The 26,828-nt window shown below is 62.2% G+C and carries 23 protein-coding genes and 1 other RNA gene; 16 read left to right on the top strand and 8 right to left on the bottom strand.

From position 1 onward, the window contains the following. Nucleotides 1-12 precede the first annotated feature (12 nt). The 4 genes from ybgF to glmM all read left to right on the top strand — a co-directional run bounded on the left by ybgF (nt 13) and on the right by glmM (nt 5,994). A complete protein-coding gene (ybgF, locus tag M1E12_RS12915; protein ID WP_479562073.1) occupies nt 13-1,008 on the top strand; it encodes a tol-pal system protein YbgF in 996 nt (331 codons plus the stop codon). Next, complete coding sequence (gene tilS / locus M1E12_RS12920; RefSeq protein WP_479562074.1) at nt 1,008-2,333, top strand: tRNA lysidine(34) synthetase TilS; 1,326 nt, start codon at nt 1,008-1,010, stop codon at nt 2,331-2,333. The genes ybgF and tilS overlap by 1 nt, the downstream gene beginning before the upstream one ends. Nucleotides 2,334-2,453: 120 nt before the next feature. Further along, nucleotides 2,454-4,385, top strand: a complete 1,932-nt coding sequence (gene ftsH / locus M1E12_RS12925; RefSeq protein WP_113458489.1) for an ATP-dependent zinc metalloprotease FtsH — start codon at nt 2,454-2,456, stop codon at nt 4,383-4,385. 253 nt (nt 4,386-4,638) lie between these two features. Further along, the gene (glmM, locus tag M1E12_RS12930; RefSeq protein WP_136538189.1) at nt 4,639-5,994 is read left to right on the top strand and encodes a phosphoglucosamine mutase; all 1,356 of its coding nucleotides are present in this window, start codon (nt 4,639-4,641) and stop codon (nt 5,992-5,994) included. A 79-nt stretch (nt 5,995-6,073) separates the two neighbouring features. Here the strand turns inward: glmM and M1E12_RS12935 are convergent, their stop codons facing one another. Further along, nucleotides 6,074-6,820: a YebC/PmpR family DNA-binding transcriptional regulator gene (locus M1E12_RS12935; RefSeq protein ID WP_113458490.1), complete on the bottom strand. Its 747-nt coding sequence runs from the start codon at nt 6,818-6,820 to the stop codon at nt 6,074-6,076. A 160-nt stretch (nt 6,821-6,980) separates the two neighbouring features. Between M1E12_RS12935 and M1E12_RS12940 the strand changes: the two genes are divergently transcribed. Further along, the gene (locus M1E12_RS12940; protein WP_479562075.1) at nt 6,981-7,484 is read left to right on the top strand and encodes a pyridoxamine 5'-phosphate oxidase family protein; all 504 of its coding nucleotides are present in this window, start codon (nt 6,981-6,983) and stop codon (nt 7,482-7,484) included. A 14-nt stretch (nt 7,485-7,498) separates the two neighbouring features. Here M1E12_RS12940 and M1E12_RS12945 read toward each other — a convergent pair whose 3' ends face one another. The 3 genes from M1E12_RS12945 to M1E12_RS12955 form a co-directional block, all read right to left on the bottom strand. After that, entirely contained in the window at nt 7,499-8,341 is an 843-nt protein-coding gene (locus M1E12_RS12945; RefSeq protein WP_479562076.1) for an MBL fold metallo-hydrolase, read from the bottom strand. A gap of 111 nt (nt 8,342-8,452) precedes the next feature. Next, entirely contained in the window at nt 8,453-9,277 is an 825-nt protein-coding gene (locus M1E12_RS12950; protein ID WP_113458561.1) for a TIGR00282 family metallophosphoesterase, read from the bottom strand. A 9-nt stretch (nt 9,278-9,286) separates the two neighbouring features. Then, nucleotides 9,287-9,865: a 5-formyltetrahydrofolate cyclo-ligase gene (locus tag M1E12_RS12955; RefSeq protein WP_310242418.1), complete on the bottom strand. Its 579-nt coding sequence runs from the start codon at nt 9,863-9,865 to the stop codon at nt 9,287-9,289. 167 nt (nt 9,866-10,032) lie between these two features. Between M1E12_RS12955 and M1E12_RS12960 the strand changes: the two genes are divergently transcribed. Further along, a complete protein-coding gene (locus tag M1E12_RS12960) occupies nt 10,033-12,063 on the top strand; it encodes a methyl-accepting chemotaxis protein (protein WP_479562077.1) in 2,031 nt (676 codons plus the stop codon). 78 nt (nt 12,064-12,141) lie between these two features. On the opposite strand, the gene ssrS is transcribed toward M1E12_RS12960, so the two are convergent. From ssrS to M1E12_RS12975, 3 genes are all read right to left on the bottom strand, one after another. Then, nucleotides 12,142-12,300, bottom strand: a non-coding RNA gene (gene ssrS, locus M1E12_RS12965) — 6S RNA. Nucleotides 12,301-12,354: 54 nt separating this feature from the next. After that, on the bottom strand, nt 12,355-12,735 hold the full coding sequence (locus M1E12_RS12970) for a cell division protein ZapA (protein ID WP_113458493.1): 381 nt from the start codon (nt 12,733-12,735) through the stop codon (nt 12,355-12,357). A 70-nt stretch (nt 12,736-12,805) separates the two neighbouring features. Further along, nucleotides 12,806-13,078 (bottom strand): DUF4164 domain-containing protein, encoded by a 273-nt coding sequence (locus tag M1E12_RS12975; RefSeq protein ID WP_076394074.1) that lies wholly within the window; start codon nt 13,076-13,078, stop codon nt 12,806-12,808. Nucleotides 13,079-13,419: 341 nt separating this feature from the next. Here M1E12_RS12975 and tkt point away from each other — a divergent pair, with 341 nt between their 5' ends. The 8 genes from tkt to M1E12_RS13015 all read left to right on the top strand — a co-directional run bounded on the left by tkt (nt 13,420) and on the right by M1E12_RS13015 (nt 24,713). After that, nucleotides 13,420-15,402 carry a transketolase gene (gene tkt, locus M1E12_RS12980; RefSeq protein WP_479562078.1) on the top strand — a complete coding sequence of 661 codons (1,983 nt, stop codon included), beginning with the start codon at nt 13,420-13,422 and terminating at the stop codon, nt 15,400-15,402. A gap of 74 nt (nt 15,403-15,476) precedes the next feature. Then, the gene (gene gap, locus M1E12_RS12985) at nt 15,477-16,487 is read left to right on the top strand and encodes a type I glyceraldehyde-3-phosphate dehydrogenase (RefSeq protein ID WP_113458495.1); all 1,011 of its coding nucleotides are present in this window, start codon (nt 15,477-15,479) and stop codon (nt 16,485-16,487) included. A 248-nt stretch (nt 16,488-16,735) separates the two neighbouring features. Then, nucleotides 16,736-18,394 carry a BCCT family transporter gene (locus M1E12_RS12990; protein WP_479562079.1) on the top strand — a complete coding sequence of 553 codons (1,659 nt, stop codon included), beginning with the start codon at nt 16,736-16,738 and terminating at the stop codon, nt 18,392-18,394. A gap of 222 nt (nt 18,395-18,616) precedes the next feature. Further along, nucleotides 18,617-20,446, top strand: coding sequence for a potassium/proton antiporter (locus M1E12_RS12995; RefSeq protein ID WP_479562080.1), 1,830 nt, complete (start codon nt 18,617-18,619; stop codon nt 20,444-20,446). An 84-nt stretch (nt 20,447-20,530) separates the two neighbouring features. Next, entirely contained in the window at nt 20,531-21,730 is a 1,200-nt protein-coding gene (locus M1E12_RS13000) for a phosphoglycerate kinase (RefSeq protein ID WP_479562081.1), read from the top strand. Nucleotides 21,731-22,159: 429 nt separating this feature from the next. Continuing rightward, nucleotides 22,160-23,074: a fructose bisphosphate aldolase gene (locus M1E12_RS13005; RefSeq protein ID WP_479562082.1), complete on the top strand. Its 915-nt coding sequence runs from the start codon at nt 22,160-22,162 to the stop codon at nt 23,072-23,074. Nucleotides 23,075-23,181: 107 nt separating this feature from the next. Beyond that, nucleotides 23,182-24,105 carry a PhzF family phenazine biosynthesis protein gene (locus M1E12_RS13010; RefSeq protein ID WP_479562083.1) on the top strand — a complete coding sequence of 308 codons (924 nt, stop codon included), beginning with the start codon at nt 23,182-23,184 and terminating at the stop codon, nt 24,103-24,105. Nucleotides 24,106-24,269: 164 nt separating this feature from the next. Then, nucleotides 24,270-24,713 (top strand): PACE efflux transporter, encoded by a 444-nt coding sequence (locus M1E12_RS13015; protein WP_136538178.1) that lies wholly within the window; start codon nt 24,270-24,272, stop codon nt 24,711-24,713. Between the two features lie 12 nt (nt 24,714-24,725). Here the strand turns inward: M1E12_RS13015 and M1E12_RS13020 are convergent, their stop codons facing one another. Continuing rightward, entirely contained in the window at nt 24,726-24,881 is a 156-nt protein-coding gene (locus M1E12_RS13020) for a hypothetical protein (protein WP_166600938.1), read from the bottom strand. Between the two features lie 208 nt (nt 24,882-25,089). On the opposite strand from M1E12_RS13020, the gene M1E12_RS13025 reads away from it, so the two are divergent. Together M1E12_RS13025 and M1E12_RS13030 are read left to right on the top strand one after the other, a co-directional pair. Then, nucleotides 25,090-26,385, top strand: coding sequence for an MFS transporter (locus tag M1E12_RS13025; RefSeq protein ID WP_136538177.1), 1,296 nt, complete (start codon nt 25,090-25,092; stop codon nt 26,383-26,385). Further along, nucleotides 26,382-26,576 (top strand): DUF1192 domain-containing protein, encoded by a 195-nt coding sequence (locus M1E12_RS13030; protein WP_479562084.1) that lies wholly within the window; start codon nt 26,382-26,384, stop codon nt 26,574-26,576. The genes M1E12_RS13025 and M1E12_RS13030 overlap by 4 nt, the downstream gene beginning before the upstream one ends. Nucleotides 26,577-26,828 lie beyond the last annotated feature (252 nt).

The raw sequence follows: 26,828 nt of genomic DNA on the forward strand, positions 1-26,828 counted from the left end.
GGAAGAAGGAACATGAACAAACTTGTGATGGCCGCTCTGCTAGCGACGGCCTCGCTGACGGGCCTGCACGGCAGCGCCCACGCTTTTCAGCTGTTTCCGAATGTCCAGTTCGGCCAGAAGGCTCAACCTGCGCCGGCCCCGAAGGCTGAGGTTCAGATGGTCCAGGCCACGGACCCGACGCTGCGCGTTCAGCAGCTCGAGGAAGAGATCCGCGCGCTGAATGGTCGGATCGAGGAGATGAGCTTCCAGCTTCTCCAGATGCAGGAAACCATCCGTAAGCAGCAGGAAGACAACGAGTTCCGCTTCCAGGATCTCGAGAAGAAGAGCGGCTCGCTGCCCCGCCCCGTTGACAGTGGCCAGCAGCAGGACTCGGTCGCTGAAATCATCACCGAAACCCCGGACGTCGGCGCAGCCGCCGACGCCTCTGGTGTCGGCACGCCAGGCACCGCCCCCGGCGAGCAGACGCTCGGCTCGATTGCACTCGACGAAAGCGGCATGCCGGTCACGGCCACGCTGAACGAAGGTGCCATCGACAATGGCTCGACCGCCCTGCCCGGCGTCGATACCGGCGTGACGGCCCCCTCGACGACCCCTCAGTCCGCGCCGCAACAGACCGCCTCGCTCAATTCCGAAAGCGATGTCTACCAGGTCGCCTATGCCCATGTTCTGTCCGGCGACTATTCGCTGGCCGAGAGCGAATTCCGCGACTTCATCGCCGCCTATCCGAGCAGCGCCAAGATTGCGGATGCCAACTTCTGGCTTGGCGAAGCGCTCTATTCGCAGGGCAACTACAATGAGGCGGCCAAGACCTTCCTCAATGCCCACCAGACCTACAACACCTCGCCGAAGGCGCCGGAAATGCTGCTGAAGCTGGGCATGTCGCTTGCCGCCCTCGACAATACCGAGACCGCCTGCGCCACGCTGCGCGAAGTCTCCAAGCGCTACCCCAAGGCTTCCCGCGCCGTCGTTTCCAAGGTCGCGAGCGAACAGAAACGCCTCGGCTGCTGATGCCGGCCCCGCTCGCGGCAGGCTCTTCACTGCCCGACCTCTCGCCCGAAGCGGCGATCGAAGTTTTCCTTCATTCCCTCCGTCGCCCCACCACTCTGCTTGTCGCCATCTCCGGTGGCAGCGATTCGACCGGTCTTCTGCTGGCTCTTCAGCGCGCGATCGAGACGCAGCGCTTCCCCCACTGCCACAGTCTGACAGCCGCAACCATCGACCACGGTCTCCGGCCGGACTCGGCCGAAGAAGCGCAAGAGGTCGCCACCCTTTGCAAAGGCCTCGGCGTTCCCCACAGCATAGAGTGCTGGACGGATGAAAAACCGCGACACGGGCTCTCTGCAGCAGCCCGCCAGGCGCGCTATCGCCTGCTTGCAAGCGCCGCGGACAATCTCGGCGCCGACGTCATCGTGACCGGCCATACTTTGGACGATCAGATCGAGACGGTGGCCATGCGTGCCGATCGCTCGTCCGAGGGCGCTCTCGGCCTCGCCGGCATGGCACCCGCAACACTCTATGCCGGCCGCCTCTGGATCCTGCGTCCATTCCTGCGGACCCGCCGCACCGCAATCCGCACCTATCTCACCGATCTCGGCCAGCCCTGGATCGACGATCCCAGCAATGAGGATCCCCGATACGAGCGCGTCCGCATTCGCCAGGCAGCGCCCGCAGTCGACCCCGACGTAATCCGGAAAGCGGCCGACCATCGTACTGCCCTGTCGAGCGCCGCCGCCACTTGGCTGGATGCAGCCGCAACATGTCTCCCGGGTCCGGTTGTGAAGATCGATCTCGACAACGCTCCGCCGCCCGAGCGCGAAGCACGGGACCACGCCCTGGCGACGCTTGTGGCAATCCTGGGCGGCAGGTCGCATCGACCGGCAACCGAAAGCCTCGCGCGTCTTGCCTCCGCATTGGACTCTGGAGAGGATTTTCGCCTGACGCTGTCCGGCACTCTCGCTTTGCGCAGGGGAAAACACCTCTTTCTGCTGCGCGAGAGGCGCGGTTTTTTGCCGCTGTCGGTGCCAGCCTTCGCATCGGCAACCTGGGACGGACGCTTCGTCATCGAAAACCGCAGCGCACAGGACGTGACCATCACGGCCGGTTCTGCAGCCGGAATTGCAGAAGACCTGCCGGGTGCCGTGCGGTCAGCTCTCTCCGGAAACGCACCACAAGTCGTTGCAGCGGAAGCATTTTCAGGCTCTTCTGCAGACACCGTCGCCATCACGCCGCGGCTCTCGCTCTTTGCCGAGTTCATGCCGGGTTTCGACCAACCCTTGGCCGACGCGATCGGTCGGCTGATCGGCACGGAACCGACGCCCGCCGTCCCCATTTAAGACTTATTGACGGAAAACGATCTGCGAAGGCCCGATTGCCTTGGCAAGGGTGCGGCGCGATCCTATGTTAGAGGATAATTCTGCGGGGCTCCGTCCCGCACCACAGGTTCGGGGAGTTCAATGAACCCAAATTTTCGCAATTTCGCGCTCTGGGCGATCATCGCGCTGCTGCTGATCGCGCTGTTCAGCATGTTCCAGACCTCGCCGTCGCAGACGGCTTCGAGCGAAGTGCCGTATTCGCAGTTCCTTCGGGAGGTCGATGCCGGGCGCGTTCGTGAGGTCACGGTCACCGGCAACCGCGTTCTCGGCAAATATGTCGAATCGGGCACCGCCTTCCAGACCTACGCGCCTGTTGTTGACGACAACCTGTTGAGCAAGCTGGAAGCCAAGAACGTGATGATCGTGGCCCGCCCGGAAACGGACGGCTCCTCCGGCTTCCTGAGCTATATCGGCACGCTTCTCCCCATGCTGCTGATCCTCGGCGTCTGGCTCTTCTTCATGCGCCAGATGCAGGGTGGCTCGCGCGGCGCCATGGGCTTTGGCAAGTCGAAGGCGAAGCTGCTCACCGAAGCGCATGGCCGCGTCACCTTTGACGACGTTGCCGGCGTCGATGAAGCCAAGCAGGACCTGGAAGAAATCGTCGAATTCCTGCGCGACCCGCAGAAGTTCCAGCGCCTCGGCGGCAAGATCCCGCGCGGCGTTCTTCTCGTCGGACCTCCGGGCACGGGTAAGACGCTGCTCGCTCGCTCCGTTGCCGGCGAAGCCAACGTCCCCTTCTTCACCATTTCCGGTTCGGACTTTGTTGAAATGTTCGTCGGTGTCGGTGCGAGCCGCGTCCGTGACATGTTCGAGCAGGCGAAGAAGAACGCGCCTTGCATCATCTTCATCGACGAAATCGATGCCGTCGGTCGCCATCGTGGCGCAGGCCTCGGCGGCGGTAACGATGAACGCGAGCAGACGCTGAACCAGCTGCTCGTCGAGATGGACGGCTTCGAGGCCAATGAAGGCATCATCCTGATCGCCGCGACCAACCGTCCCGACGTTCTCGACCCCGCCCTTCTGCGTCCGGGCCGTTTTGACCGTCAGGTCGTTGTCCCGAACCCCGACATCGTCGGCCGCGAGCGCATTCTCAAGGTGCATGCCCGCAACGTGCCGCTTGCCCCGAATGTCGACCTCAAGGTTCTCGCCCGTGGCACGCCCGGCTTCTCCGGTGCGGACCTGATGAACCTCGTCAACGAAGCCGCCCTGATGGCCGCCCGCCGCAACAAGCGCGTCGTCACCATGGCCGAATTCGAAGACGCCAAGGATAAGATCATGATGGGTGCCGAGCGCCGCTCGTCCGCCATGACCGAGGCCGAGAAGAAGCTGACCGCGTATCACGAAGCCGGCCACGCCATAACGGCCTTGCAGGTGCCGGTGGCGGATCCGCTGCACAAGGCGACCATCATTCCGCGAGGCCGTGCGCTTGGCATGGTCATGCAGTTGCCCGAGGGCGACCGCTACTCGATGAGCTATAAGTGGATGGTCTCGCGCCTCGTCATCATGATGGGCGGCCGTGTGGCGGAAGAACTGACCTTCGGCAAGGAAAACATCACCTCGGGCGCATCCTCGGATATCGAGCAGGCCACCAAACTTGCCCGCGCCATGGTCACCCAGTGGGGCTTCTCCGATGTCCTCGGTCAGGTCGCCTATGGTGAAAACCAGCAAGAGGTCTTCCTCGGTCACTCGGTTTCGCAGTCGAAAAACGTCTCGGAATCGACCGCCCAGAAGATCGACACCGAAGTACGCCGCCTGATCGACGAGGCCTATACCGAGGCCCGCCGCATCCTGACGGAGCACCACGACGAGTTTGTCGCGATCGCCGAAGGGCTTCTCGAATACGAGACGCTCTCGGGCGACGAGATCAAGGCGCTGCTGCGTGGCGAGAAGCCGTCCCGTGACAGCGGCGACGACACTCCGCCGAGCCGCGGCTCTGCCGTGCCTTCCACCGGCCGCAAGGACGCCCCGAAGGGCGGCGAGCCGGAAGGTGGCCTGGAGCCGCAGCCGCACTGAGTGCGCGCCCAGATCAAGACACGAGAAAGGCCATCCTTCGGGGTGGCCTTTTTGGTTTCAGTTGCAGTGATCGTCAGATTCCAGTGGACGAGCGTGGCAGAGGTAACGCCGTGTAATCGTTTTTAGCGCTATTTTACGTGTCCTGTACCGCGTTCTGTGGCATGAGCAGCCAACCAAGGGATCTCCGCGCGATCGCTCGAGACGAATGACGTCTCGCAGCCGCGGAGTTGAAAAGGACTTGAAGGAACACCTGATGACACGTCGCTACTTCGGCACGGACGGCATTCGCGGCCTTTCCAACCGCTTTCCCATGACCCCGGATCTCGCCATGCGGGTCGGCATCGCCGCAGGCACCATCTTCCGCCGCGGCGGCCATCGCCACCGCGTGGTGATCGGCAAGGATACGCGCCTTTCCGGCTACATGCTGGAAAACGCCATGGTGGCAGGCTTCACAGCGGCCGGTCTCGATGCCTTCGTTCTCGGCCCGATCCCCACGCCTGCCGTCGCCATGCTGACGCGTTCGCTCCGCTGCGATCTCGGCGTGATGATCTCGGCCTCCCACAATCCCTTCGCCGACAACGGCATCAAGCTCTTCGGCCCTGACGGCTACAAGCTCTCCGACGAACTCGAGATGCAGATCGAGGAGTTGCTCGAAAAGGACCTCTACGGGCAGCTCGCATCGCCGAACGACATCGGCCGTGCCAAGCGTATCGACGGCGTGCATGACCGCTACGTTGAATTCGCCAAGCGCACCCTGCCCCGCGACGTCACCCTTCATGGCCTGCGCGTCGCGATCGACTGTGCCAATGGTGCGGCCTACAAGGTTGCCCCTGCGGCTCTTTGGGAACTCGGCGCCGAGGTCGTGACGATCGGCAACGAGCCCAACGGCACAAACATCAATCTCGAATGCGGCTCGACCCATCCGGAGACGCTGCAGAAGAAGGTGCACGAGACCCGTGCCGATATCGGCATCGCGCTCGATGGCGACGCCGACCGTGTCATCATCGTCGACGAGAACGGCACCGTGGTCGACGGCGACCAGCTGATGGCGGTCATCGCCGAAACCTGGGCGCAGGATCAGACCCTGCGCGGCGGCGGCATCGTTGCGACCGTCATGTCCAATCTCGGCCTCGAACGCTTCCTCGGCGACAAGGGCCTGACCCTTGCCCGCACCAAGGTCGGCGACCGCTATGTCGTCGAGCACATGCGCAACCACGACTTCAATGTGGGGGGCGAGCAGTCCGGCCACATCGTGCTGTCAGATCATGGCACGACCGGCGACGGCCTTGTGGCAGCCCTCCAGATCCTGGCAGCCGTCAAGCGCACAGGCCGTACGGTGAGCGAACTCTGCCATCGCTTCGAGCCGGTGCCGCAGCTCCTGCGCAATGTCCGCTTCTCCGGCGGCAAGCCATTGGAAGACGCCGTGGTCAAGCAGGCGATCGCCGATGCGGAAGCCGAACTTGCCAAGTCCGGCCGTCTTGTCATCCGCCCTTCGGGCACTGAGCCGCTGATCCGTGTCATGGCCGAAGGCGATGACCGCGAGCAGGTCGAGCGCATCGTCAACGAACTCGTGGACGTCATCGGCAGCGTGCGCAGCGCCGCCGCCTGAGCGCAGGTCGATTGCTGGAAACGAAAAAGCCCGGCTGGTCTGCAGCCGGGCTTTTTGATGTCTGGTGTTGCGCCGCGGATTAGGCCGAAAGCTTGGCCATGACCTCGTCGGAGATTTCGAAGTTCGAATAGACGTTCTGCACGTCGTCATCGTCTTCCAGCGTGTCGATGAGCTTCATCAGCGACTGCGCCTTTTCCTCGTCCACTTCGATCGTGTTCTGCGGCTTCCAGATTGCCTTGACGGAGCTGGCTTCGCCGAGAACCGCTTCGAGCGCCTTGGACACATCGTTGATGTCCTCGAAGGCGCAGTAGATGGTGTGGCCGTCTTCGTCGGAGACGACGTCTTCGGCACCGGCTTCGATCGCCGCTTCCATCACCTTGTCCGCGTCGCCGACCGAAGCCTTGTAGGTGATCTCACCGACATGATCGAAGGAGAAGGAAACCGAACCGGTTTCGCCAAGCGCCCCACCGGCCTTCGAGAAGGTGGACCTTACGGAAGATGCGGTGCGGTTGCGGTTGTCGGTCAGCGTCTCGACGATGACAGCAACGCCGCCCGGACCGTAACCTTCGTATCGGATCGCGTCATAGGATTCGGCGTCTGCACCGGATGCCTTCTTGATCGCGCGCTCGATGTTGTCCTTCGGCATCGACTGTGCCTTGGCGTTCTGGACGGCGAGGCGAAGTGCCGCATTCATCGCAGGGTCGGGCAGACCGGTCTTTGCGGCAACCGTGATTTCGCGTGCAAGCTTGGAGAACATCTTCGAACGGATACCGTCCTGCTTCCCCTTGCGGTGCATGATGTTTTTAAACTGTGAATGGCCAGCCATGGCACCCCTGATCAGGTCTCTATATTGGGAATGGCCGCCTTATAAGGGCGAAACCGGCCCGGTTCAAGAGTCATGAGACCTCTGCGAAGCCAGTCATGAATGAGGAACATCTCACCCTTGAGTTCGTTGCCTCCACGGCAAAACCCGTAGGAGACAAAACATGGCAAGCTTCACCGAAGCCAAGGAAAATCCCATAGAACAGCTCTGGGACGAGATCGACGACATCCATGCCGGCATGCTCGGCCTGATGGGTGGCAACATGCATATGCAGCCCATGGCTCCGAATGCGGATCGCAAGCGCAACGCCATCTGGTTCTTTACCAAGACCGACAGCCATCTGGTGCAGGCTCTGCGTCCGGGCAGCCGCGCGCATTTCTGTGTCGTCGGCAAGGATCACGACTACCACGCATGCCTCGCCGGCACGCTGACCGAAAACAAGGACCCGGCGAAGATCGACGAGTACTGGAACTCGGTCGTGGCTGCTTGGTACGAAGGCGGAAAGTCCGATCCGAAGCTGACGCTTCTGGAACTCAAGCTGGATGACGGCGAGATCTGGGCCTCGACCGACAGCTCGCTCAAGTTCGGCTGGGAGATCGCGAAGGCCAATATGAGCGATGAGAAGATGCCGGATGTCGGCGTTCACCGCGAAGTCCGCTTCGCCTGAGGTGTCAAGGGGTCCTAGACCCCTTGAAGAACGAGGATCAGCGGCTTTCTCGGCAGTGTCCGTATGGACACGGTAAAGCCGCGGTTCTCGGAAATCTGCGTATCGAAACTGTCGTCGAACATCGACAGGAAGGTTTCGATCGGCGGACCACGTCGATGCATGGGCAGGATCACGGCGGACCGCAGCCGCTTGACGATCCGGCTCATGCTATCGGCTCCGAGCGTCAATCCGCCATCCACCGGCACCATCAGGATATCGAGCCTTCCGATCTCGCCGTAATGGGTATCGGTCAACTCGTGATGCAGGTGTCCGAGATGCCCGATGCAAAGCCCCGCCACCTCGAAGATGAAGATGGAATTGCCGTTCGGCTCCATCTCCCCACCCCAGCTTCTGATATCCGTCGGCACATTGCGCACATAGGCGTCGCCAACGACCAGCCTGTGCTCGATCGGCTGCCCGGGCTCCGCTTCGTTCCAGCCATGCAGAACTGCGCCGATCGCCGGATCCGGATTGAGCGTGTAATGGCTCGAATGGGCCTTGTTCATCGTCACGACATCAGGCGTGCGCGACGTGCGAAGCCAGCCATTGAAGTCGGTCGCAATCGAGATGCCCCCGGGGGTGTCGATCTGGAACGTGGAGTGACCCACGAAGGTGATGACAACGTCCTCTTGCACCTGCGCCAGCGTCAAGCCCGGAGCCCCTGATGCGGACGGCGTGAAGTTGGCATATTGAACGTCGGGGATTTTCTCGGCGATCAGCTGGCACTGGCTGACCTGCGGTCGCGGTGCCTCTTGCGCAAAGGCGCTGCCGGCCAACACCGCAAGCGCCATCGTGGACAACATCAGTCTCAGCATCATGCCGCTCCCTGCACCGTATCCAGATCGTGCATGAGAGAATGCGGGAGCGCCGGGAAAGCGTAAAGCGCCCACCCGGTGGCATGGCGTCACAATGGCGTTATCGGCAGAGTGTCAGGCCCAGAAGGACGGGATCGTCTCGGCCAGCCGCGGCCCGAGCCTAAGCGGCGCGATCTTTTCGGCAAGCCCCGTGCTGTCGGAGATCTCGACACCGACGCCGCAGATGGTGGCAGGCCCGCTGGCCGCCTCGAAGCGGCCCTTGGGCATCTTCGAGATGAAGCGGTTGAGCGGCTCCTCCTTCTCCATGCCGAGCGAGGAATCGTAGTCGCCGCACATGCCGGCATCCGACATATAGGCCGTGCCGCCGTTCAGGATCTGATGGTCGGCGGTCGGCACATGCGTATGCGTCCCGACGACAAAGCTCGCACGGCCATCGACGAAATGGCCGAAACACTGCTTCTCGCTCGTCGCCTCCGCGTGGAAATCGAAGACGATCACATCCGCCTGCTCCTTCAGCGGGCACGCTGCCAGGATGGCCTCGGCGGACTTGAAGGGATCGTCGAGCTCCGGATGCATGAAGACGCGGCCCATGATGTTGGCAACGAGCACACGAGCACCATTGCGGGCGTAGTAGAGGCCGGAGCCCTTGCCGGGCGTTCCGGCCGGATAATTTGCCGGACGAAGGAATTGGTCATGCCGCGTGCAGAAGGAGACGGCCTCCTTCTGGTCCCAGACATGATTGCCGGTCGTGACGACATCGGCCCCGGCATTGATGGTCTCGAGATAGATATCTTCGGTGATGCCGAAGCCGCCGGCGGCGTTCTCGCCGTTGACGATGACGAAATCGAGTTTCAGGTCGGAGATGAGGCCCGGCAACCGCTCCCAAACAGCCGTACGTCCGGTCTTGCCCACCATATCTCCGAGGAACAGAAGTCGCATTTCGTCCAATCACTCCATGAATGTTCTGAGGCCGCTCTCTGTCAGCACGGCCTCCAGCCGGACGTCATGGGCTTCGTAGGGCACTTCTGCCACCTCCTGACAGTCGAATGCAATGCCGATCAGACGCGGATGCCGGCCTTTTTCCCTGAGACGTGCAATCGCGCGGTCGTAGTGGCCAGCACCATAGCCGATGCGGTTGCCTTGAGCATCGAAGGCCGACAGCGGCACAAGCAGCAGATCCGGATCGAGAACGGCCGCCTCAGGCCCGGGCCCACGCGTGCCGAAGCCGGTATCGACCAGCTCCGCCCCGGCCACCAGTTCCCGGAAGACGATGGTCTCCTTGTCCATGACCACGGGCAGGCAGAGACGCGCGCCGCGCGCCTTTAGCCGCGCCATCAAAGGCCGAATGTCGGCCTCGGAGCGGATGGGGAAGAAGCCGGAGACGATGGTACCCGGCTCGATGCTGAGATCATCGCCGGCAAGCTCGGCCATGCGCAGGCTGAACTCGAGCCGAAGCTCGGCGGGGATGGCGTCACGGGCGGCAAGCCGCTCACCTCTAAGATTTGCCTTTAATTGGCGTTTTGACATCATGAAACGCTGATCCTGAACGGGCCACCCCAAATCTGGGGTGACAAAAGCCAAAAAATCGAGCAATTGCCCTTTATCAAGTGCCTTTGCAATTCCCTTGGAAAACCAAGGATTAACCCGAAGAGCTTAGACTAAGGTTCGAGTTAATGATCAAGGGGCATCGCTTCATGCAGCTATTTTCACGCTTCGGCATCACGAAAACGATCACGGCAACGACGGTTCTGATCCTCGTCGCGTCCCTCGGAGCGGTGGCCTGGGTCATTTCCGGCAGCATCGAGACGCGCATTCAGCAACAGGCCATCGCCGGCCAGGATGCAAGCCTGCGCACCGCCGCGACGATCATCGAACGCGACCTTCCCGGCACCCAGATCACCTGGGCCAAGGACGGCAACGTTGAACGGGTCGTCATGGAGTCGATCCCTACCGAATTTACCGAGCATGGCATGATCGACACGATCGGCCGCATGACCGGCCAGACCGCGACGATCTTTGCCTGGGATGCCGAGAGCAAGGACTTCTGGCGCCGCACGACCAACATCATCAAGCCTGACGGCAACCGTGCCGTTGGCACGGCACTTGGCCAGACCGGCGCGGTCTACCCCTATTCCGTCAAGGGTCAGGTCTACCGCGGCGAGGCCGTGATCCTGGAAACGCCTTACTACACCATCTATCAGCCGATCTTCTCGCCTGCCGGCGACGTCATCGGCATTCTTTATGCGGGTGTGCGCAAGGCTGAAATCAACGGCATCGCCACCGAGATGACCTATGCGATCGGGACAACCGCGCTGATCGTCCTGCTGATTGCCGCGACGCTGATCGCCCTTCTCGTGCGCCGCATCGTCGGCTCGCTGCCGCGCCTCACGGCCGTGGCCGAAAGTCTGGCAGCCGGCCAGCTTGACACCTCGGTTCCCGACCAGGATCTGAAGAACGAAGTCGGCGCACTGGCTCGCGCGATCAACGTCTTCCGCGAAAGCGCCATCCAGAAGATCGAGATCGAGCGCCAGGCGGCAGAAGCCGCAGCCCAGGGCGACCAGGAACGTGCTGAACGCGAACGCGCCAAGGCCGAGGATTCCCGCATGGTTCAAGAAGCCGTCGACGTTCTCGCCGGCTGTCTCAACCGCCTGAGCGACGGCGACTTGACGGTGCGCATCGATCGTCCCTTCACCGGTGACCTCGATCGTCTGCGCCTCGATTTCAACGCGTCTGTCGAAAAGCTGAGCAGCACGCTGTCGGAAATCCGCGCCGAGACTTCCGGCATCGAGGCAAGTTCTGCCGAAATGCGCTCGGCAACGGACGACCTTTCGAAGCGCACCGAGCAGCAGGCAGCCTCCCTCGAGGAAACCTCCGCGGCACTCGAGGAAATCACCTCGACCGTTCGCGGCTCCTCGGCCAAGGCGGATGAAGCGGCCCACATGGCAACCAAGGCGCGCCAGAGCACCGAAAGCTCCAGCAAGGTCGTCTCCGACGCGATCGAAGCCATGAGCCGGATCGAACAGGCATCGAGCGAGATCTCCAAGATCATCAACGTCATCGACGAGATCGCCTTCCAGACCAACCTGCTTGCCCTGAACGCAGGCGTAGAAGCCGCACGCGCCGGTGAAGCCGGCAAGGGCTTTGCCGTCGTTGCCCAGGAAGTTCGCGAACTTGCCCAGCGTTCGGCCAATGCCGCCAAGGACATCAAGGCGCTGATCAACAAGTCGGGCGAAGCCGTCGCCGGCGGTGTCTCGCTGGTCCAGCAGACCGGCAGCGCGCTCGGCGAGATCTCCAACCAGGTGGCCGTTATCAACGACCACATCACGGCGATCGCATCGGCGGCCCGCGAGCAGTCCACAGCGCTGAACGAGATCAATGGCTCGGTCAACCACATGGACCAGTTCACCCAGAAGAACGCTGCCATGGTGGAAGAGGCAACCGCGGTCACCCACCGCCTTGCCGACAGCGCCCGCAATCTCGGTGGCCTTGTCGCCCAATTCCGGATGGCCGGCAACGCTGCGGCCCCGGCACGCACCGTCTCCACCCCGGCCTACACGGCGCCGGCAGCTCCGGCTCCCCGCGCCGCCTCGCGTCCGGCAGCCGCCGCAGCCGAGACCCGGCCGGTTGCCTCTCCGGCTCGCAAGATGATGGGCGGCCTCGCCAAGGCCTTCGGCGGCGGCAACACGGCCGCTGCAGCCTCGCAGGACAACTGGGAAGAATTCTGATCCCAGGAGCCCAAAAACAGGAAAAGCCGTCGCGAGCAATCGCGGCGGCTTTTTGCATGTCATCTCTTGAAGAGTGAGGTGCGATCCACGGCAACCGATGGAGATTTACGATCCTGGGTGCCTACAAACGTAGGTGGGCGCCATATGTCCGAGCCCACGGGCCCGGTCAGGGACAGCTCCCTTTGGATCGAGTATGGCCCCAGGGATTGTGGTTCCTGTCGTGAGGCGCAGATCGCAATTCAGATATAGGCGCTTCGCCCTGACTGCGCCAGTGGGCTCAGCAAATTGTCCTTAAGCCTGGGGCTGGGGCGCGGGGCGCTGGGTGAGCTTGCGGGTGATGCCGTTCAGCCGCTCGGCGAGATCGGCAATCGCATGCGCCACGGCTTCTTCGCGCTGATGGACGCCTGAGAGGACCGTGTCGCGTCCCTCGCGGAAGCCCTTGAGTTCGGCTTCGGCAGCGGCGAGGCGGCGGTTGATCTCGGCCATCTCGTCCATGACCATGATGCCGGCCATTACCGTGATCCTGAGATCACCGATTTCGCCGAATTGTCCCTTGAGATGGCCGACATAACGATCGAACTGGCTCGCAAGCTCGGTCAGATGGGCCTCCTGCCCCTCCTCGCAAGCCATGCGATAGGCTTTTCCGTCGATCGTGACTGTCACCTGCGACATCGGCCATCCAACTCTTTCTTACGCACGACGCCATCGCGCCGGAAGCACACAAACGCCTTTAGCCGACCGTTCAGCGGTCGAGAACCGCCCGGATCGTCTCCATCGCGGTCACCAGTCGGCGCGAAACCTCGCGATTGACCTCTTCAAGCCGGTTGGCGCGAAACTCCGACTGATCCAGTTCCTGGGCGAGGCGCGCACGATCTGCATGGACGCGGCGAACTTCGCCATCGATCTCCGTGCTCTCCCGTTCCGCCTCGAAGCGCATGTCGACGGCGTTCTCGAGCCCGGCGACAGCCTGCCGTAGCGCTGCGAGCGCGGCATCAACCGAATTTTCCGCCGGCATTATTTCGCCCCTGCCTCAGTGATGTCTGTTCGCTACACGAATCGTTGTGGCCGCCCCGATCCTGTGTGCCGGGACAGTAAGCCCCGGTCTTGCCGCGCGTCAATAAAGCGCGGCCCCTTGGAAGAAGCCAATTCTGTGGAAGACTGCCGCTTATTGCCGCTGCGGAAGTCATCCGGACAAGTCGCACAGGAAAGAGGCAATGAGATGTTTTATTGGCTCAGGAAACGCCCCGGGCCGGCCCTTTTGTTGACTTGCGCGATGCACCTGATAAGGATCAGCCCCGTTCAGGCGGCCCGTCCCGGCGGGCCGTATCTCGAAGCCCCGGAACAAGCGGATAAGCCATGATTTCTCCCGAAAAACATCAGCGGATGGCGAATGCGATCCGTTTCCTCGCCATGGATGCAGTGGAAAAGGCCAATTCCGGCCACCCCGGCATGCCCATGGGCTGCGCCGATGTCGCGACCGTTCTCTTCACCCGCTACCTGAGCTTCGACCCGAAGAACCCGCTCTGGCCTGACCGCGACCGTTTCGTGCTGTCGGCCGGCCACGGCTCCATGCTGATCTACTCGCTCCTCTATCTCACCGGATACGAGGACATGACGATCGAAGACATCAAGTCCTTCCGCCAGCTCGGCGCCAAGACTGCAGGCCACCCGGAATATGGTCATGCCTCCGGCATCGAAACCACCACCGGCCCGCTGGGTCAGGGCATTGCCACGGCTGTCGGCATGGCACTCGCCGAAAAGAAGCTGTCGAGCGAGTTCGGCTCGGACCTGCAGGACCACTACACCTATGTGCTCGCAGGCGACGGCTGCCTCATGGAAGGCATCAGCCAGGAAGCGATCACGCTGGCCGGCCACCTCAAGCTCAACAAGCTGATCGTCTTCTGGGACGACAACGGCATCTCGATCGACGGCGCGATCTCGCTTGCCGACTCGACCGACCAGCATGCCCGCTTCCGCTCGGCCGGCTGGAACACCATCGCCATCGACGGCCATGATCCGGAAGCAATCGCGGCTGCGATCGAAACCGCAAAGGCATCCGACAAGCCGACCATGATCGCCGCCAAGACCGTCATCGGCTTTGGCGCCCCGAACAAGGCCGGCACCCACAAGGTTCACGGCTCGCCGCTCGGCGCCGACGAAATCGCCGCCACCCGCAAGGCGCTCGGCTGGGAAGAAGAAGCCTTCTCGATCCCGGCAGACGTGCTCGACGCCTGGCGTCTGGCTGGCCTGCGCTCGACCAAGACCCGCAAGGAATGGGAAGCACGCCTTGCTGCTGCAGACGCTGAGAAGCGCGCTGAATTCAACCGCCGCTTCGCAGGCGAACTGCCCGGCACGCTCGCCGGCGCCGTCGACGCCTACAAGAAGAAGCTCGCCGAAACCAAGCCGACGGTCGCCACCCGCAAGGCTTCGGAAGACGCGCTTGAGGTCATCAACGGCGTCGTCACCGAAACACTCGGCGGCTCCGCCGACCTGACCGGCTCGAACAACACAAAGACCAGCCAGACCAAGTCGATCACCCCGACCGACTTCTCCGGCCGCTACATCCACTACGGCATCCGCGAGCACGGCATGGCCGCGGCCATGAACGGCATCGCCCTGCATGGCGGTCTGATCCCCTATTCCGGCGGCTTCCTGATCTTCTCGGACTACTGCCGTCCGTCGATCCGCCTTGCTGCTCTCATGGGCATCCGCGTCATCCACGTCCTGACCCATGATTCCATCGGTCTCGGCGAAGATGGCCCGACCCACCAGCCGGTCGAGCACATGGCCGCCTTGCGCGCCATTCCGAATCTCCTGATGTTCCGCCCGGCAGACGCCACGGAAACCGTGGAATGCTGGCAGGTGGCGCTGGAGCACAAGGACCGTCCGTCCGGTCTGGCCCTGACCCGTCAGAACCTCATCCCGGCCCGTACGGAATATGAAGAGCGTAACCTCTGCGCCCAGGGCGCCTATGAGCTGATCTCGGCCAGCGACGCACAGGTCTCGATCTTTGCCTCCGGTTCGGAAGTCGAGATCGCGATCAAGGCGCAGCAGCAGCTGGAAGCCAAGGGCATCTCCGCCCGCGTCGTCTCGGTCCCCTGCTTCGAACTCTTCTTCGAACAGGACGCCGCCTACCAGGAAGCGATCATCGGCCATGCGCCGGTGAAGATCGCCGTCGAAGCCGGCATTCGCCAGGGCTGGGACGCGATCATCGGCTCCACCGGCACCTTCATCGGCATGAAGTCCTTCGGCGCCTCCGGCCCGGCCAAGGAACTCTACAAGCACTTCGGCATCACGGCAGACGCAGTTGTCGCCGCGGCTGAAGAAAAGCTTGCCTGACACCATCCCGCCAGGGCGCGCGTGCTGCGCCCTGACATTGCCCAAGAGCTCAATATTCAATCGGGAGTGCACCAATGACTGTGAAAGTTGCCATCAACGGCTTCGGCCGTATCGGACGTAACGTTCTCCGCGCCATCGTCGAATCCGGCCGCACCGACATCGAAGTCGTCGCCATCAACGATCTGGGCCCGGTCGAGACCAACGCCCACCTGCTGCGCTATGACTCGATCCACGGCAAGTTCCCGGCCGACGTGAAGGTCGAAGGCGACACCATCATCGTTGGCGGCGGCAAGCCGATCAAGGTCACCGCGATCAAGGATCCGGCCACCCTGCCGCACAAGGAACTCGGCGTCGACATCGCCATGGAATGCACCGGCATCTTCACCTCCCGTGAAAAAGCCGCCCTGCACCTGCAGGCTGGCGCCAAGCGCGTCATCGTTTCGGCTCCGGCCGATGGCGCCGACCTCACCGTCGTCTTCGGCGTCAACCACGACAAGCTGACCAAGGACCACCTGGTCATCTCGAACGCCTCCTGCACGACCAACTGCCTGGTTCCGGTCGTCAAGACGCTCGACGACGCCGTTGGCATCGACCACGGCTTCATGACCACGATCCACTCCTACACGGGTGACCAGCCGACGCTCGACACCATGCACAAGGATCTCTACCGCGCCCGCGCGGCAGCGCTCTCCATGATCCCGACCTCGACGGGCGCAGCCAAGGCCGTTGGTCTGGTTCTGCCGCACCTGAAGGGCAAGCTGGACGGCACCTCGATCCGCGTCCCGACCCCGAACGTCTCGGTCGTCGACTTCAAGTTCGTCGCCAAGAAGGACACGACCAAGGAAGAGATCAACGAAGCCATCATCGCAGCCTCCAACGGCGCGCTGAAGGGCATCCTCGGCTACACCGACGAGCCGCTGGTTTCGCGCGATTTCAACCACGACAGCCATTCGTCGATCTTCGCACTCGACCAGACCAAGGTTCTCGAAGGCAACTTCGTGCGCATCCTGACCTGGTATGACAACGAATGGGGCTTCTCCAACCGCATGTCGGACACGGCAGTGGCGATGGCAAAGCTCATCTGATCGATTAAAATCAGTCTCGCATGAAGGCGGGTCAGCAATGGCCCGCCTTTTTCGTTTTCGAAGATGCCGGCATCGCCTGATGAAAAAATTGGCTCCAACCATGGAACAATCAGGCGGCCCACTAGTTGCCTCTTCGAAATGTGGCGCAAATGCGGCTTCTTTGGATAGCCCGCGCCACCCCGATGGCGCCCCTGCGCGCCGATCTGAGGCTTGAAGCCTCGACCTCACATTGAAAGGATACCGGAACATTGGCTCTCACAACGACCGATCCCCATGAAGCTGTCGCGGAAGATGCGATCCCGGCGCCAGAGGGGCGGACCGAGATCATCGATACCAGCTATGAGATCGGTCAGGACAACATCAACTTCCGCCGCCGTTTCGTCTTTGAACTCGACATCCACAATGTCGTCTTCAGCGTCTCGGCTTTGTCGATCGTACTCTTTACCTTCCTGACGCTGGCGTTCCAGACGACGCTCGAGCCGGCCTTCACAGGCCTCAGGAACTTCCTGACCAGCAATCTGGACTGGTTCTTCCTGCTGACCGGCAATGTCTTCGTCCTCGTCTGCATCGGCTTGATCCTCTCGCCACTCGGGCGCATCCGCCTCGGCGGCCCCGACGCCCGTCCCGACTATGGCAACCTCGCCTGGTTCGCGATGCTGTTTGCCGCCGGCATGGGCATCGGCCTAATGTTCTATGGCGTCTCCGAACCCATGGGGCACTTCACGGCCGCACTCGGCGGTCCCGTTGTCGAAGACGGCGTCCGCACGGACTGGGCACCGCTCAACGGTGCGGTCGGCGATCCCGAAGCAGCCCGGCGCCTCGCCATGGCGGCAACCATCTTCCACTGGGGTCTGCACCCCTGGGCGATCTATGCTGTCGTCGCCCTCGCTCTGGCCCTCTTCTCCTTCAACAAGGGCCTGCCGCTGACACTGCGTTCGATCTTCTACCCGATCTTCGGTGAGCGCGTCTGGGGCTGGCCAGGTCACGTCATCGACATCCTGGCGGTCTTTGCGACCATCTTCGGTCTCTCGACCTCGCTCGGCATCGGTGCCCAGCAGGCAAGCGCCGGTCTGGAATTCCTCTTCGGCATTCCCGCGACCGAAACCACGATGATCCTGCTTGTGCTGGCCATCACCTGCATCGCCATCGCCTCGGTGGTCGCGGGCATGGACAAGGGTGTAAAGCTTCTGTCGGAGGTCAATCTCGGCCTTGCAGCCCTGCTGCTCGTCTTCATCATCGCGGTCGGGCCGACCATGCAGATCCTTAAGGGCTTCTTCCTGAACCTCTCGGCCTATGCGACCTATCTTCCGGCACTTGCCAATCCCTTCGGCCGTGAGGACACCAACTTCTCCCAGGGTTGGACGGCCTTCTACTGGGCCTGGTGGATCAGCTGGTCGCCCTTCGTCGGCATGTTCATCGCCCGCGTCAGCCGCGGTCGTAGCGTGCGCGAACTGCTGACGGCCGTTCTGCTGATCCCGTCGCTCGTCTCGGTCCTATGGATGACGGCTCTTGGCGGCACCGCGATCAGCCAGCTCGTCAATGACGGCCTGACCAGCGTGCAGGATGCGGCTTTGGAACTGCAGCTCTTCGAGATGCTAGCCCATCTGCCGATCACCGCGGTGACTTCCTTCATCGGGATCATCCTGGTCGTGGTCTTCTTCGTGACCTCCTCCGACTCCGGCTCACTGGTCATCGACACGATCTCGGCAGGCGGCAAGGTCAATGCACCGGTCCCGCAGCGTGTCTTCTGGGCAAGCTTCGAGGGTCTGGTTGCAGTCGCCCTGCTTCTCGGCGGCGGCCTCGTGGCACTCCAGGCCATGGCTGTGTCCACCGGCTTGCCTTTCGCGGTCGTCCTCCTCGGCGCGTGTTATGCGCTCATCCGAGGGCTGATGTCCGAGCCGAGGTAAAAAATGACGTGGGGCGGATTAAAATATTTAAATCCGCCCCATAATCATCATGATCTTGCTCCAGCTTGCTGAAGCCGTTCGGCAAGCCATTGAACTTCCGCCTTGCAAGAAGTGCCCGTCATGACGACGGGAAGCGACCACGTTTCGGTTTGACAGCCGGATCGCGGAAACGGACAGTGGTGGGTGCGACCGGTCGACAGGTGATGGGAAAGGGGAAGAGGATTGAGTGAGTTCTACGCGGTCACGCTGGTTGCAACGGCCCTCGTCTTCCTGGCCGCCTTTTCGAGCCTCATCGCCTTCCGCTTCGGTGCGCCCCTCCTTCTTCTCTTTCTGACGATCGGCCTGGGTGCCGGCGTCGATGGTCTCGGCATCGACTTCTCCAATTTCGGACTGGCTTACGTCGTCGGTTCGCTCGCCCTTGCGGTTGTCCTCTTCGATTCCGGTTTCGGCACATCTCTGCAGTCCTTCAGGCTTTCCGCAGCCCCGGCGCTGACGCTCGCGACGGCGGGCGTCCTGCTCACCACCCTGCTTCTTGGCTTTGCCGCCCATTTCCTCTTTGGCTTCAGCTATCTCGAAGGCATGCTGCTCGGCGCGATCCTCGCATCCACGGACGCGGCGGCCGTGTTCTTCCTGCTGCGCATCGGCGGCATCAACATTCGTGACCGGGTTCGCTCGGCGCTCGAAGTCGAATCCGGCACCAACGACCCCATGGCGATCTTCCTCGCCATCGCGCTGGTCGAATTGATCTCGAACGGCAGCGGCGCAGACGCTCTCTCTTTCGATCTGCTGAGGCTCTTCGTCGAGCAGATGGGGATAGGCCTCATCCTCGGTCTCATCGGCGGGGCGTCGATTGCCTTCATCCTGCGCCGGCTCCAGATCGAGCAGGGTCTGGCACCGATCTTCATGCTCGCCATGGCCCTGATGATCTTCGCCTTCACCGGCCTGATCGGCGGCAGTGGCTTCCTCGCCGTCTATGTCGCCGGCATCTATGCCGGATCGCGCAAGCTGCCCTCGACGGTGTCGATCAAGCGTTTCCAGGACGGCATGACCTGGCTCTCCCAGATCATCATGTTCCTCGTGCTCGGCCTCCTCGCGACCCCTTCCGAGTTTCCGCAGATCCTGCTGCCGGCCGTCCTGCTCGCCCTCTTCCTCGTCTTCATTGCGCGCCCCCTCGCCGTCTGGCTCTGCCTGCTGCCCTTCGATTTCACTCAGCGTGAAACGGGCTTCATCGCCTGGGTCGGCCTGCGCGGCGCCGTCTCCATCCTGCTCGGGATCGTGCCGGTCATCGGCAACATGGACAACGGCCAGCTCTTCTTCAACACGGCCTTCATCGTCGTGATGATCTCGCTGGTGCTGCAGGGTTGGACCATCAAGCCGCTCGCAAAGCGCCTCGGGCTGATCATTCCGCCACGTATTGGCGCAATCGACAAGGTCGAGCTTGACCTGCCGGGCTCGGCCAATCACGAACTCCTCGCCTACCGCGTCGTTGCCGGCAGCCCTGTTCTTCGCGGCGAGCGTATTCCGCGTTGGGCTATGCCCTCGCTGGTCATCCGCGACGGCAAGTCGATGCGTTACCAGTATGCCGGCCGGCTGCGCGAAAACGACCAGGTCTACCTCTTCATCGCGCCGAGCTATTCCAAGCTGCTCGATCGCCTCTTCGCCACCGAAGCCCCGGTGGAAGAAGACGACGGTGAGTTCTTCGGCACCTTCGCGATCTCGCCCGCAACCCATGTGCGCGACCTCGACGAAGCCTATGGCCCGCTCTCGATCACCGACAGCGAGCGCGGCAAGACCGTCGCCGAGATGATCACCCAACGCCTCGGCGGTCGCGGCGATTATGCCGACCGGGTTCGTCTCGGTGCCATCGTGTTGATTGTCCGCGACATCGACGAACACGGCCATATCGCTTCCGTCGGCGTGTCCATGGAGCCGGTCGAGCCCGCCACCACCTGGCCGATCTTCCTCAATATCCGTGAACTTGTTCTGGCGAGCCGCGATTATCTGCGTCGCAAACGCGGCGAGACGAGGCTGGATCAATCCGGCGAAAAATGAAACCTCGCGCCTTGCGCCGTCATCTGAGCGGTGTAAGGTCCGGCCCGTCAGCCCAGTTCAACAGCATTCAAGACGGGTAGTTTCATGCCGGCTTTCAAGACACTCGACGATCTCACCGACATCGCAGGCAAGCGTGTGCTTGTCCGCGTCGATCTCAACGTTCCCGTCACGGACGGCAAGGTTTCCGACACGACGCGCATCGAGCGCGTGGCGCCGACGATCCATGAGCTGTCGGAAAAGGGTGCCAAGGTCATTCTGCTCGCCCATTTCGGCCGCCCGAAGGGTGAGCCGGTCGCCGACCAGTCGCTCTCGCTGATCGCACCGGCCGTCGAGGAAGTACTCGACCAGAGCGTCTCCTTCGCCTCGGACTGCATCGGAGCACCGGCCGCCGACGCCGTCGCCAAGATGGAAAACGGCGACATCCTGCTTCTCGAAAACACCCGCTTTCACAAGGGCGAAGAGAAGAACACACCGGAATTCACTGCAGAACTTGCCAAGAACGGCGACATCTACGTCAACGACGCCTTCTCCGCCGCCCACCGCGCGCATGCCTCGACCGAAGGTCTTGCCCATCACCTGCCCGCTTATGCCGGTCGCACCATGCAGGCCGAGCTGGAAGCGCTGGAAAAAGGCCTCGGCCAGCCGACCCGCCCGGTCGTTGCCATCGTTGGCGGCGCGAAGGTCTCGACCAAGATCGATCTACTCTCCAACCTCGTGACCAAGGTCGACGCCCTCGTCATCGGCGGCGGCATGGCGAACACCTTCATCGCCGCTCAGGGCATCAATGTCGGCAAGTCGCTCTGCGAGCATGATCTGGCCGACACCGCCCGCTCGATCATGGAAACGGCCAAGAAGGCCGGCTGCTCGATCGTTCTGCCGGTCGACGGCGTGGTTGCCCGCGAGTTCAAGGCCAATGCCGAAAACGAAACGGTCGACATCAATGCCATCCCCGCCGACGCGATGATGCTCGACGTCGGTCCGAAATCGGTCGAACTGATCAACGACTGGATCGAAAAGGCAGCGACCCTTGTCTGGAACGGCCCGCTCGGCGCCTTCGAGATCGTCCCCTTCGACAAGGCAACCGTCTCCGCGGCCGAGCATGCGGCCGAACAGACCAAGGCCGGCAAGCTTGTGTCTGTCGCCGGTGGCGGCGACACCGTATCGGCGCTGAACCATGCCGAAGTCGCCGACGACTTCTCCTATGTCTCGACGGCCGGCGGCGCCTTCCTCGAATGGATGGAAGGCAAGGAATTGCCAGGCGTCGCGGTCCTGACCAAGGGCTGAGCTGTCTTTAACAGAACCTGAAACCGATCGACCGCGCGCCCCTCCGGCGCGCGGTCTTTTTGTTGTCGACAGTCATTTGGCCGTCTCAGTCTTTGCGTTACCATGAGCCAGCGGGAACCTCGGTCGGTGGCATGCGTTGCTTTGCCCCGCTCAAATTCCGAGCACCTCGACTGCGACAACCGCAATTTCCATGCCGTTTGAAACGCATTTAAAAATCTTTGAATTTTCAAACGATTGAAATGATTTCAATCGTTTCAATAGCTTAGCGGACCATTTTCCCTTCGCGGAAGTTCTGTTATCGCCGAAGACAGACCGGTCCCGCAGGACCGAGACGGTCCGGGAGTGACCGGCACAGCCCAGGCGGCCAGGTGCCACAACAGGAATTCAGTTGGGCGCGTTGCGCGCCATGTTCAGGGATAGGAGTGAGAGATGGTGGACGCGAAGATGTTGGACAAAATGACCTCGGCACCCGGCTTCATCGCCGCGCTGGACCAGAGTGGCGGTTCGACACCGGGCGCCCTGCGTCTCTACGGCGTCTCCGAGAGCGACTACCAGGGTGACGACGAAATGTATCGCCTGATCCACGCCATGCGCGTGCGCATCATGAAGGCCCCCGCCTTTACCGGCGACAAGGTGATCGGCGCCATCCTCTTTGAACGCACCATGGACGGCGATGTCGACGGCGAGCCGGTTCCAACCTTCCTCTGGGAAAAGCGCGGCGTGGTCCCCTTCCTGAAGATCGACAAAGGCCTGCTGGAAGAAGAGACCGGCGTGCAGCTGATGAAGCCGATGCCGGAACTCGAGGCGCTGCTCGTCCGGGGCCGGGAGAAAGGCATTTTCGGCACCAAGATGCGCTCCGTGATCGCCCATGCCGACAAGGGTGGCATCGCTGCGGTCGTCAAGCAGCAGTTCGAGGTGGCGCGCCAGATCATCGCCCAGGGCCTCGTTCCGATCGTCGAGCCGGAAGTCTCCATCAAGAGCCCCACGAAGCGGGAAGCCGAAGCCATTCTGCGTGACGAGATTGCCGCCGAACTCGACCGGCTGCCGGCAGGTGACAAGGTCATGCTGAAACTGACCATTCCGACGGTCGACGATTTCTACGCACCGCTCGTCTCCCACCCGTCGGTCATCCGGGTTGTCGCTTTGTCTGGCGGCTACAGCACGGTGGATGCCTGCGAGAAGCTCAGCCACAACCACGGCATGATCGCGAGCTTCTCCCGCGCGCTTGCGGAAAAGCTGCGCGTGTCGATGAGCGATGCCGAGTTCAACGCCAGCATTGCCGAGACGATCGATCAGATCTACGCCGCCAGCGTCAACAAGGTCGGCGCGATGGCCGCCGAATAGGCGCTCCGACCGACCAGAAACAGCAAACTTGTCATCAGGACACGAAAGCCCGGCCACGCGCCGGGCTTCTTGCGTTATCAGGAGCAGGGAAAGCCTCTGGAGCAATCATGCCGAACTCGTCTCGTACCATCCCCTTCGTCACCGTCGATGTCTTCACCGAAACGCGCTTTGCTGGCAACCCGCTGGCCGTGATCACCGATGCACGGGGCCTGAGCGACAGGGAGATGCAGCAGATCGCGGCCGAATTCGGCTATTCGGAAACGACCTTCGTCCTGCCGCCCAAGGATCCTGGCAACACCGCCGAGGTGCGGATTTTCACCCCCGTGACAGAAGTGCCCTTCGCCGGTCACCCGAATGTCGGCACCGCCTATGTGCTCGCAAGCCAAGGAACGATCTTCGGCAACCCTGTGAGCGACCGGATCCGATTCGAGGAAAAGGCTGGGCTGGTTGAGGTCTCGGTTTCCCGCAAAGACACTGGCGACGTCAGCGCAACGACGATCCGGGCGCCCGGCCCGCTGACGATCGGCGCCTCGATCCCGCCGGGGGTGATGGCACCCTGCGTGGGGCTCTCGTCCAGGGACATCGAGACCAGTCGGCACCAGCCAACCTTTGCGTCCGTCGGATTGAAGTTCATCCTGATCGAAGTGAAGGACCTCGACGCATTGGCCCGCGCCGCCTCTCGTCTGGAACCATTGACGGCCCTCAGACAGGAATACGCCGCGGAAGACTGCGATTGCGCGACCTTCCTCTACACCTGGGTCGGTCAGGATCATCTGCGCGCCCGCATGTTCGCCCCCTTCGACAATGTCACCGAGGATCCGGCAACGGGCAGCGCATCCGCAGCACTTGGCGCGTTCCTGACGACGCTCAAGGCGCCACCCGACGAGCGCCGCCTCCTCATCGAGCAAGGCGTCGAGATGGGCCGCCGAAGCCTGATCCGGCTGTCCGTCCGGACACGGAACGCAGCCTTCAACTCCGTCGAGATCAGCGGAAGCTCTGTTCTGGTCTCGCGCGGCGAACTGCTGATCTGAACGGAACCCTCTCGCTCAATCCTTGCGCAAATGCCGAAAACTTCAGCAAGACTATCTTGCCGCAGCGGGCTTGGCTGACTATATCCGCGGGTGAGGACGACCTCCCCATATAGGGTATGATGATCACTGCGGGACGACCCGCCTGTTTTCCCGGAGGGAAGAACATGCGCACCGCCGCAGACCGTATTCGCCACGCCATCAGCTTTGAATTGATCGGCCTTGCCCTGATTATTCCGATCGGCAGCTGGGCGTTCTCGGTCCCGCCCACCGACATCGGCATTGTCGGCATTGTCAGCGCGACGCTCGCGACCGGCTGGAACTATCTCTACAATCTCGGCTTCGACCACATGTTGCGCCGCTACACCGGCACGACGCTGAAGACCGTGCCCATGCGCATCATTCACGCCATCCTCTTTGAGGTTGGCCTGCTCATGGTGCTCATGCCGTTCATCGCCTGGTATCTCGGGATCAGCCTCTGGCAGGCCTTCGTCATGGACGTGGCCTTCGCCCTGTTCTACCTGGTCTATGCCTTCATCTTCAACTGGGCCTATGACAGGCTCTTCCCCCTGCCTGAATGGCAGACGGAGAAGGCTGCGGCTGCGAAGTGAGGCGTCGGCCGATCACGGCCGGATCAGGAGCGTGATCGACCAGGTGACGAAGGCGACCACGGCGAGTTTCCAGAAGTCGCTGCGGCGCCTCAGTCCCGGCAGGCCGAGGGGCTTGATCAGCTGGACGATCATCGCGAGGATCAGAAAGGCGGAGATGGCCTTGGTCATTCGTATTCCCTGTGGAGCGTGCGCGCGTGAACGCGCAGAAGCTTTGATAGCGGCGACGCAGCCACACGACTGTCACTTTTGCCCGCCAGAAGAGAATCCTGCAAGCTCCAAGGTCGCATTCAGACAACAGTAGGAAGATCGGTCTACTGTGCCTGAACAGCGTCGCCCGTCCGCGGGTGTCCTCAAAACACCAATCGACAAGAATGCCATGAGACGTAATCTTCTGCCGGTAATGGCCCTGCTGCTGGGCACGCTCTTCCTATTCCTCGGAAACGGCCTGCACGGCCTCCTGCTGCCGGTTCGAGGTGCCGCAGAGGGTTATTCCAACGAGGTGCTCGGTCTGCTCGGCACGACCTGGGCGGCGGGCTTCGTGCTTGGCTGCTTCGTGGCGCCGAAACTGGTCATGCGGGTCGGCCATGTCCGCGCCTTCTCCACCTTCGTCTCACTGATCTCGGTCAACGCCCTGCTCACCGGCATCATCGTCGATGCCACCTGGTGGGTCGCCTTGCGCGTCATCACCGGCTTCTGCACCGCCGGCACCTCGATGATCATCGAAAGCTGGCTGAACGAGCGGGCGACGAACGAGAGCCGCGGCATGATCTTCTCGTTCTACATTTCGATCACGCTGATCGGCGTCGTCGGCGGCCAGATGCTGGTGGGCGTCTTCGATCCGGCAACGACCATTCTCTTCATGATCTGCGGGATCGTCTACGGCTTTGCCGTGCTGCCGACGCTGATGTCGACGGCCGCCTCGCCGCAGCCGCTTCGCTCGATCAAGCTCGATCTGCCCCTGCTCTATCGGAACTCGCCCGTCTCCTTCGTCGGCATTCTGCTGATCGGCATCGCGAACGGCGCCTATGGCACGCTCGTCGCCGTCTTCGGCTCTCGCGCCGGCCTCGACGCCACGACGATCGCAATCCTCCTGTCGGTGACGATTTTCCTCGGGGCTGTGATGCAGTTCCCCGCGGGCAAGCTGTCCGACCGGATCGACCGCCGCTACGTGCTGGCAGCGCTTTCGAGCCTGGCTGCCTTCGCCGCGCTTGGGCTCCTGTTCTTCACGCCCAGCGATCCGCTCTGGATCTTCGTGTTGGTCGGCACCTATGGCGCCGCCGCCAATGCGCTCTATCCGATCGCCGTCGCCCATGCCAACGACTTCGCGAAGGCCGATGAGTTCGTCAAAGTCTCCGGCGGCCTGTTGCTGCTCTTCGGCATCGGCACGATCATCGGCCCGACACTGGGCGGCCCGGTCATGACCGCAGCCGGACCTTATGCGCTCTTTGCCGTCACCGCGGTCTCGCACCTTCTGATATCGGCCTATGCCATCTATCGCAGTCGTACCCGTGCCGCGATCCCGGCAGCCGATCGCGAAAACCTGCCGAACCTGCCCATCACGGCCTCGCCGATCAGCAGCACACCGGAGGGCTTGAGCCTCGACCCGCGTGCTGCCCCCTTGCCTGATCAGGAAGAGATCGACGAGAATGAGCCGATGGAGGCACGCGCATGATCATCGATGAAGACCCTCGCAAACGCGGCACCAGTCACGAGCTGGGCTGTGACCTGTCCAGCATCTCCGCCGACGAGTTGCGGCATCGAATCACGCTTCTGCAAGACGAGATCGTGCGACTGAGTCGCGAAATCGACCTCAAGGAGGCGGGCCGGAAGGCGGCAGACAGCCTGTTCAGCCCCAAAGTATAGAGGGTGAATTCTACAGAACCGCTCCCGAAAGAACCATCTTTCAATTTTCCGTTTACTTGCCGTTAAGCATTTTAGCCTAATCTGCCCTCATCCAGAGCTCCTGGATTCAGGCGATTTCCTCTTTGGGCGTGGTCTGATTTTTCTCCCTGTTTTACCTTGAGAGCCGCATTTGCGGCTCTTTTTTTGTCCAAACGGCCAAAGGTTTCACGAAATTGTGGGAATTAACCCTTCCTTAAGTTTCGCCTTGCGGAT

The sequence above is a fragment of the Rhizobium sp. K33 genome (assembly GCF_056501445.1).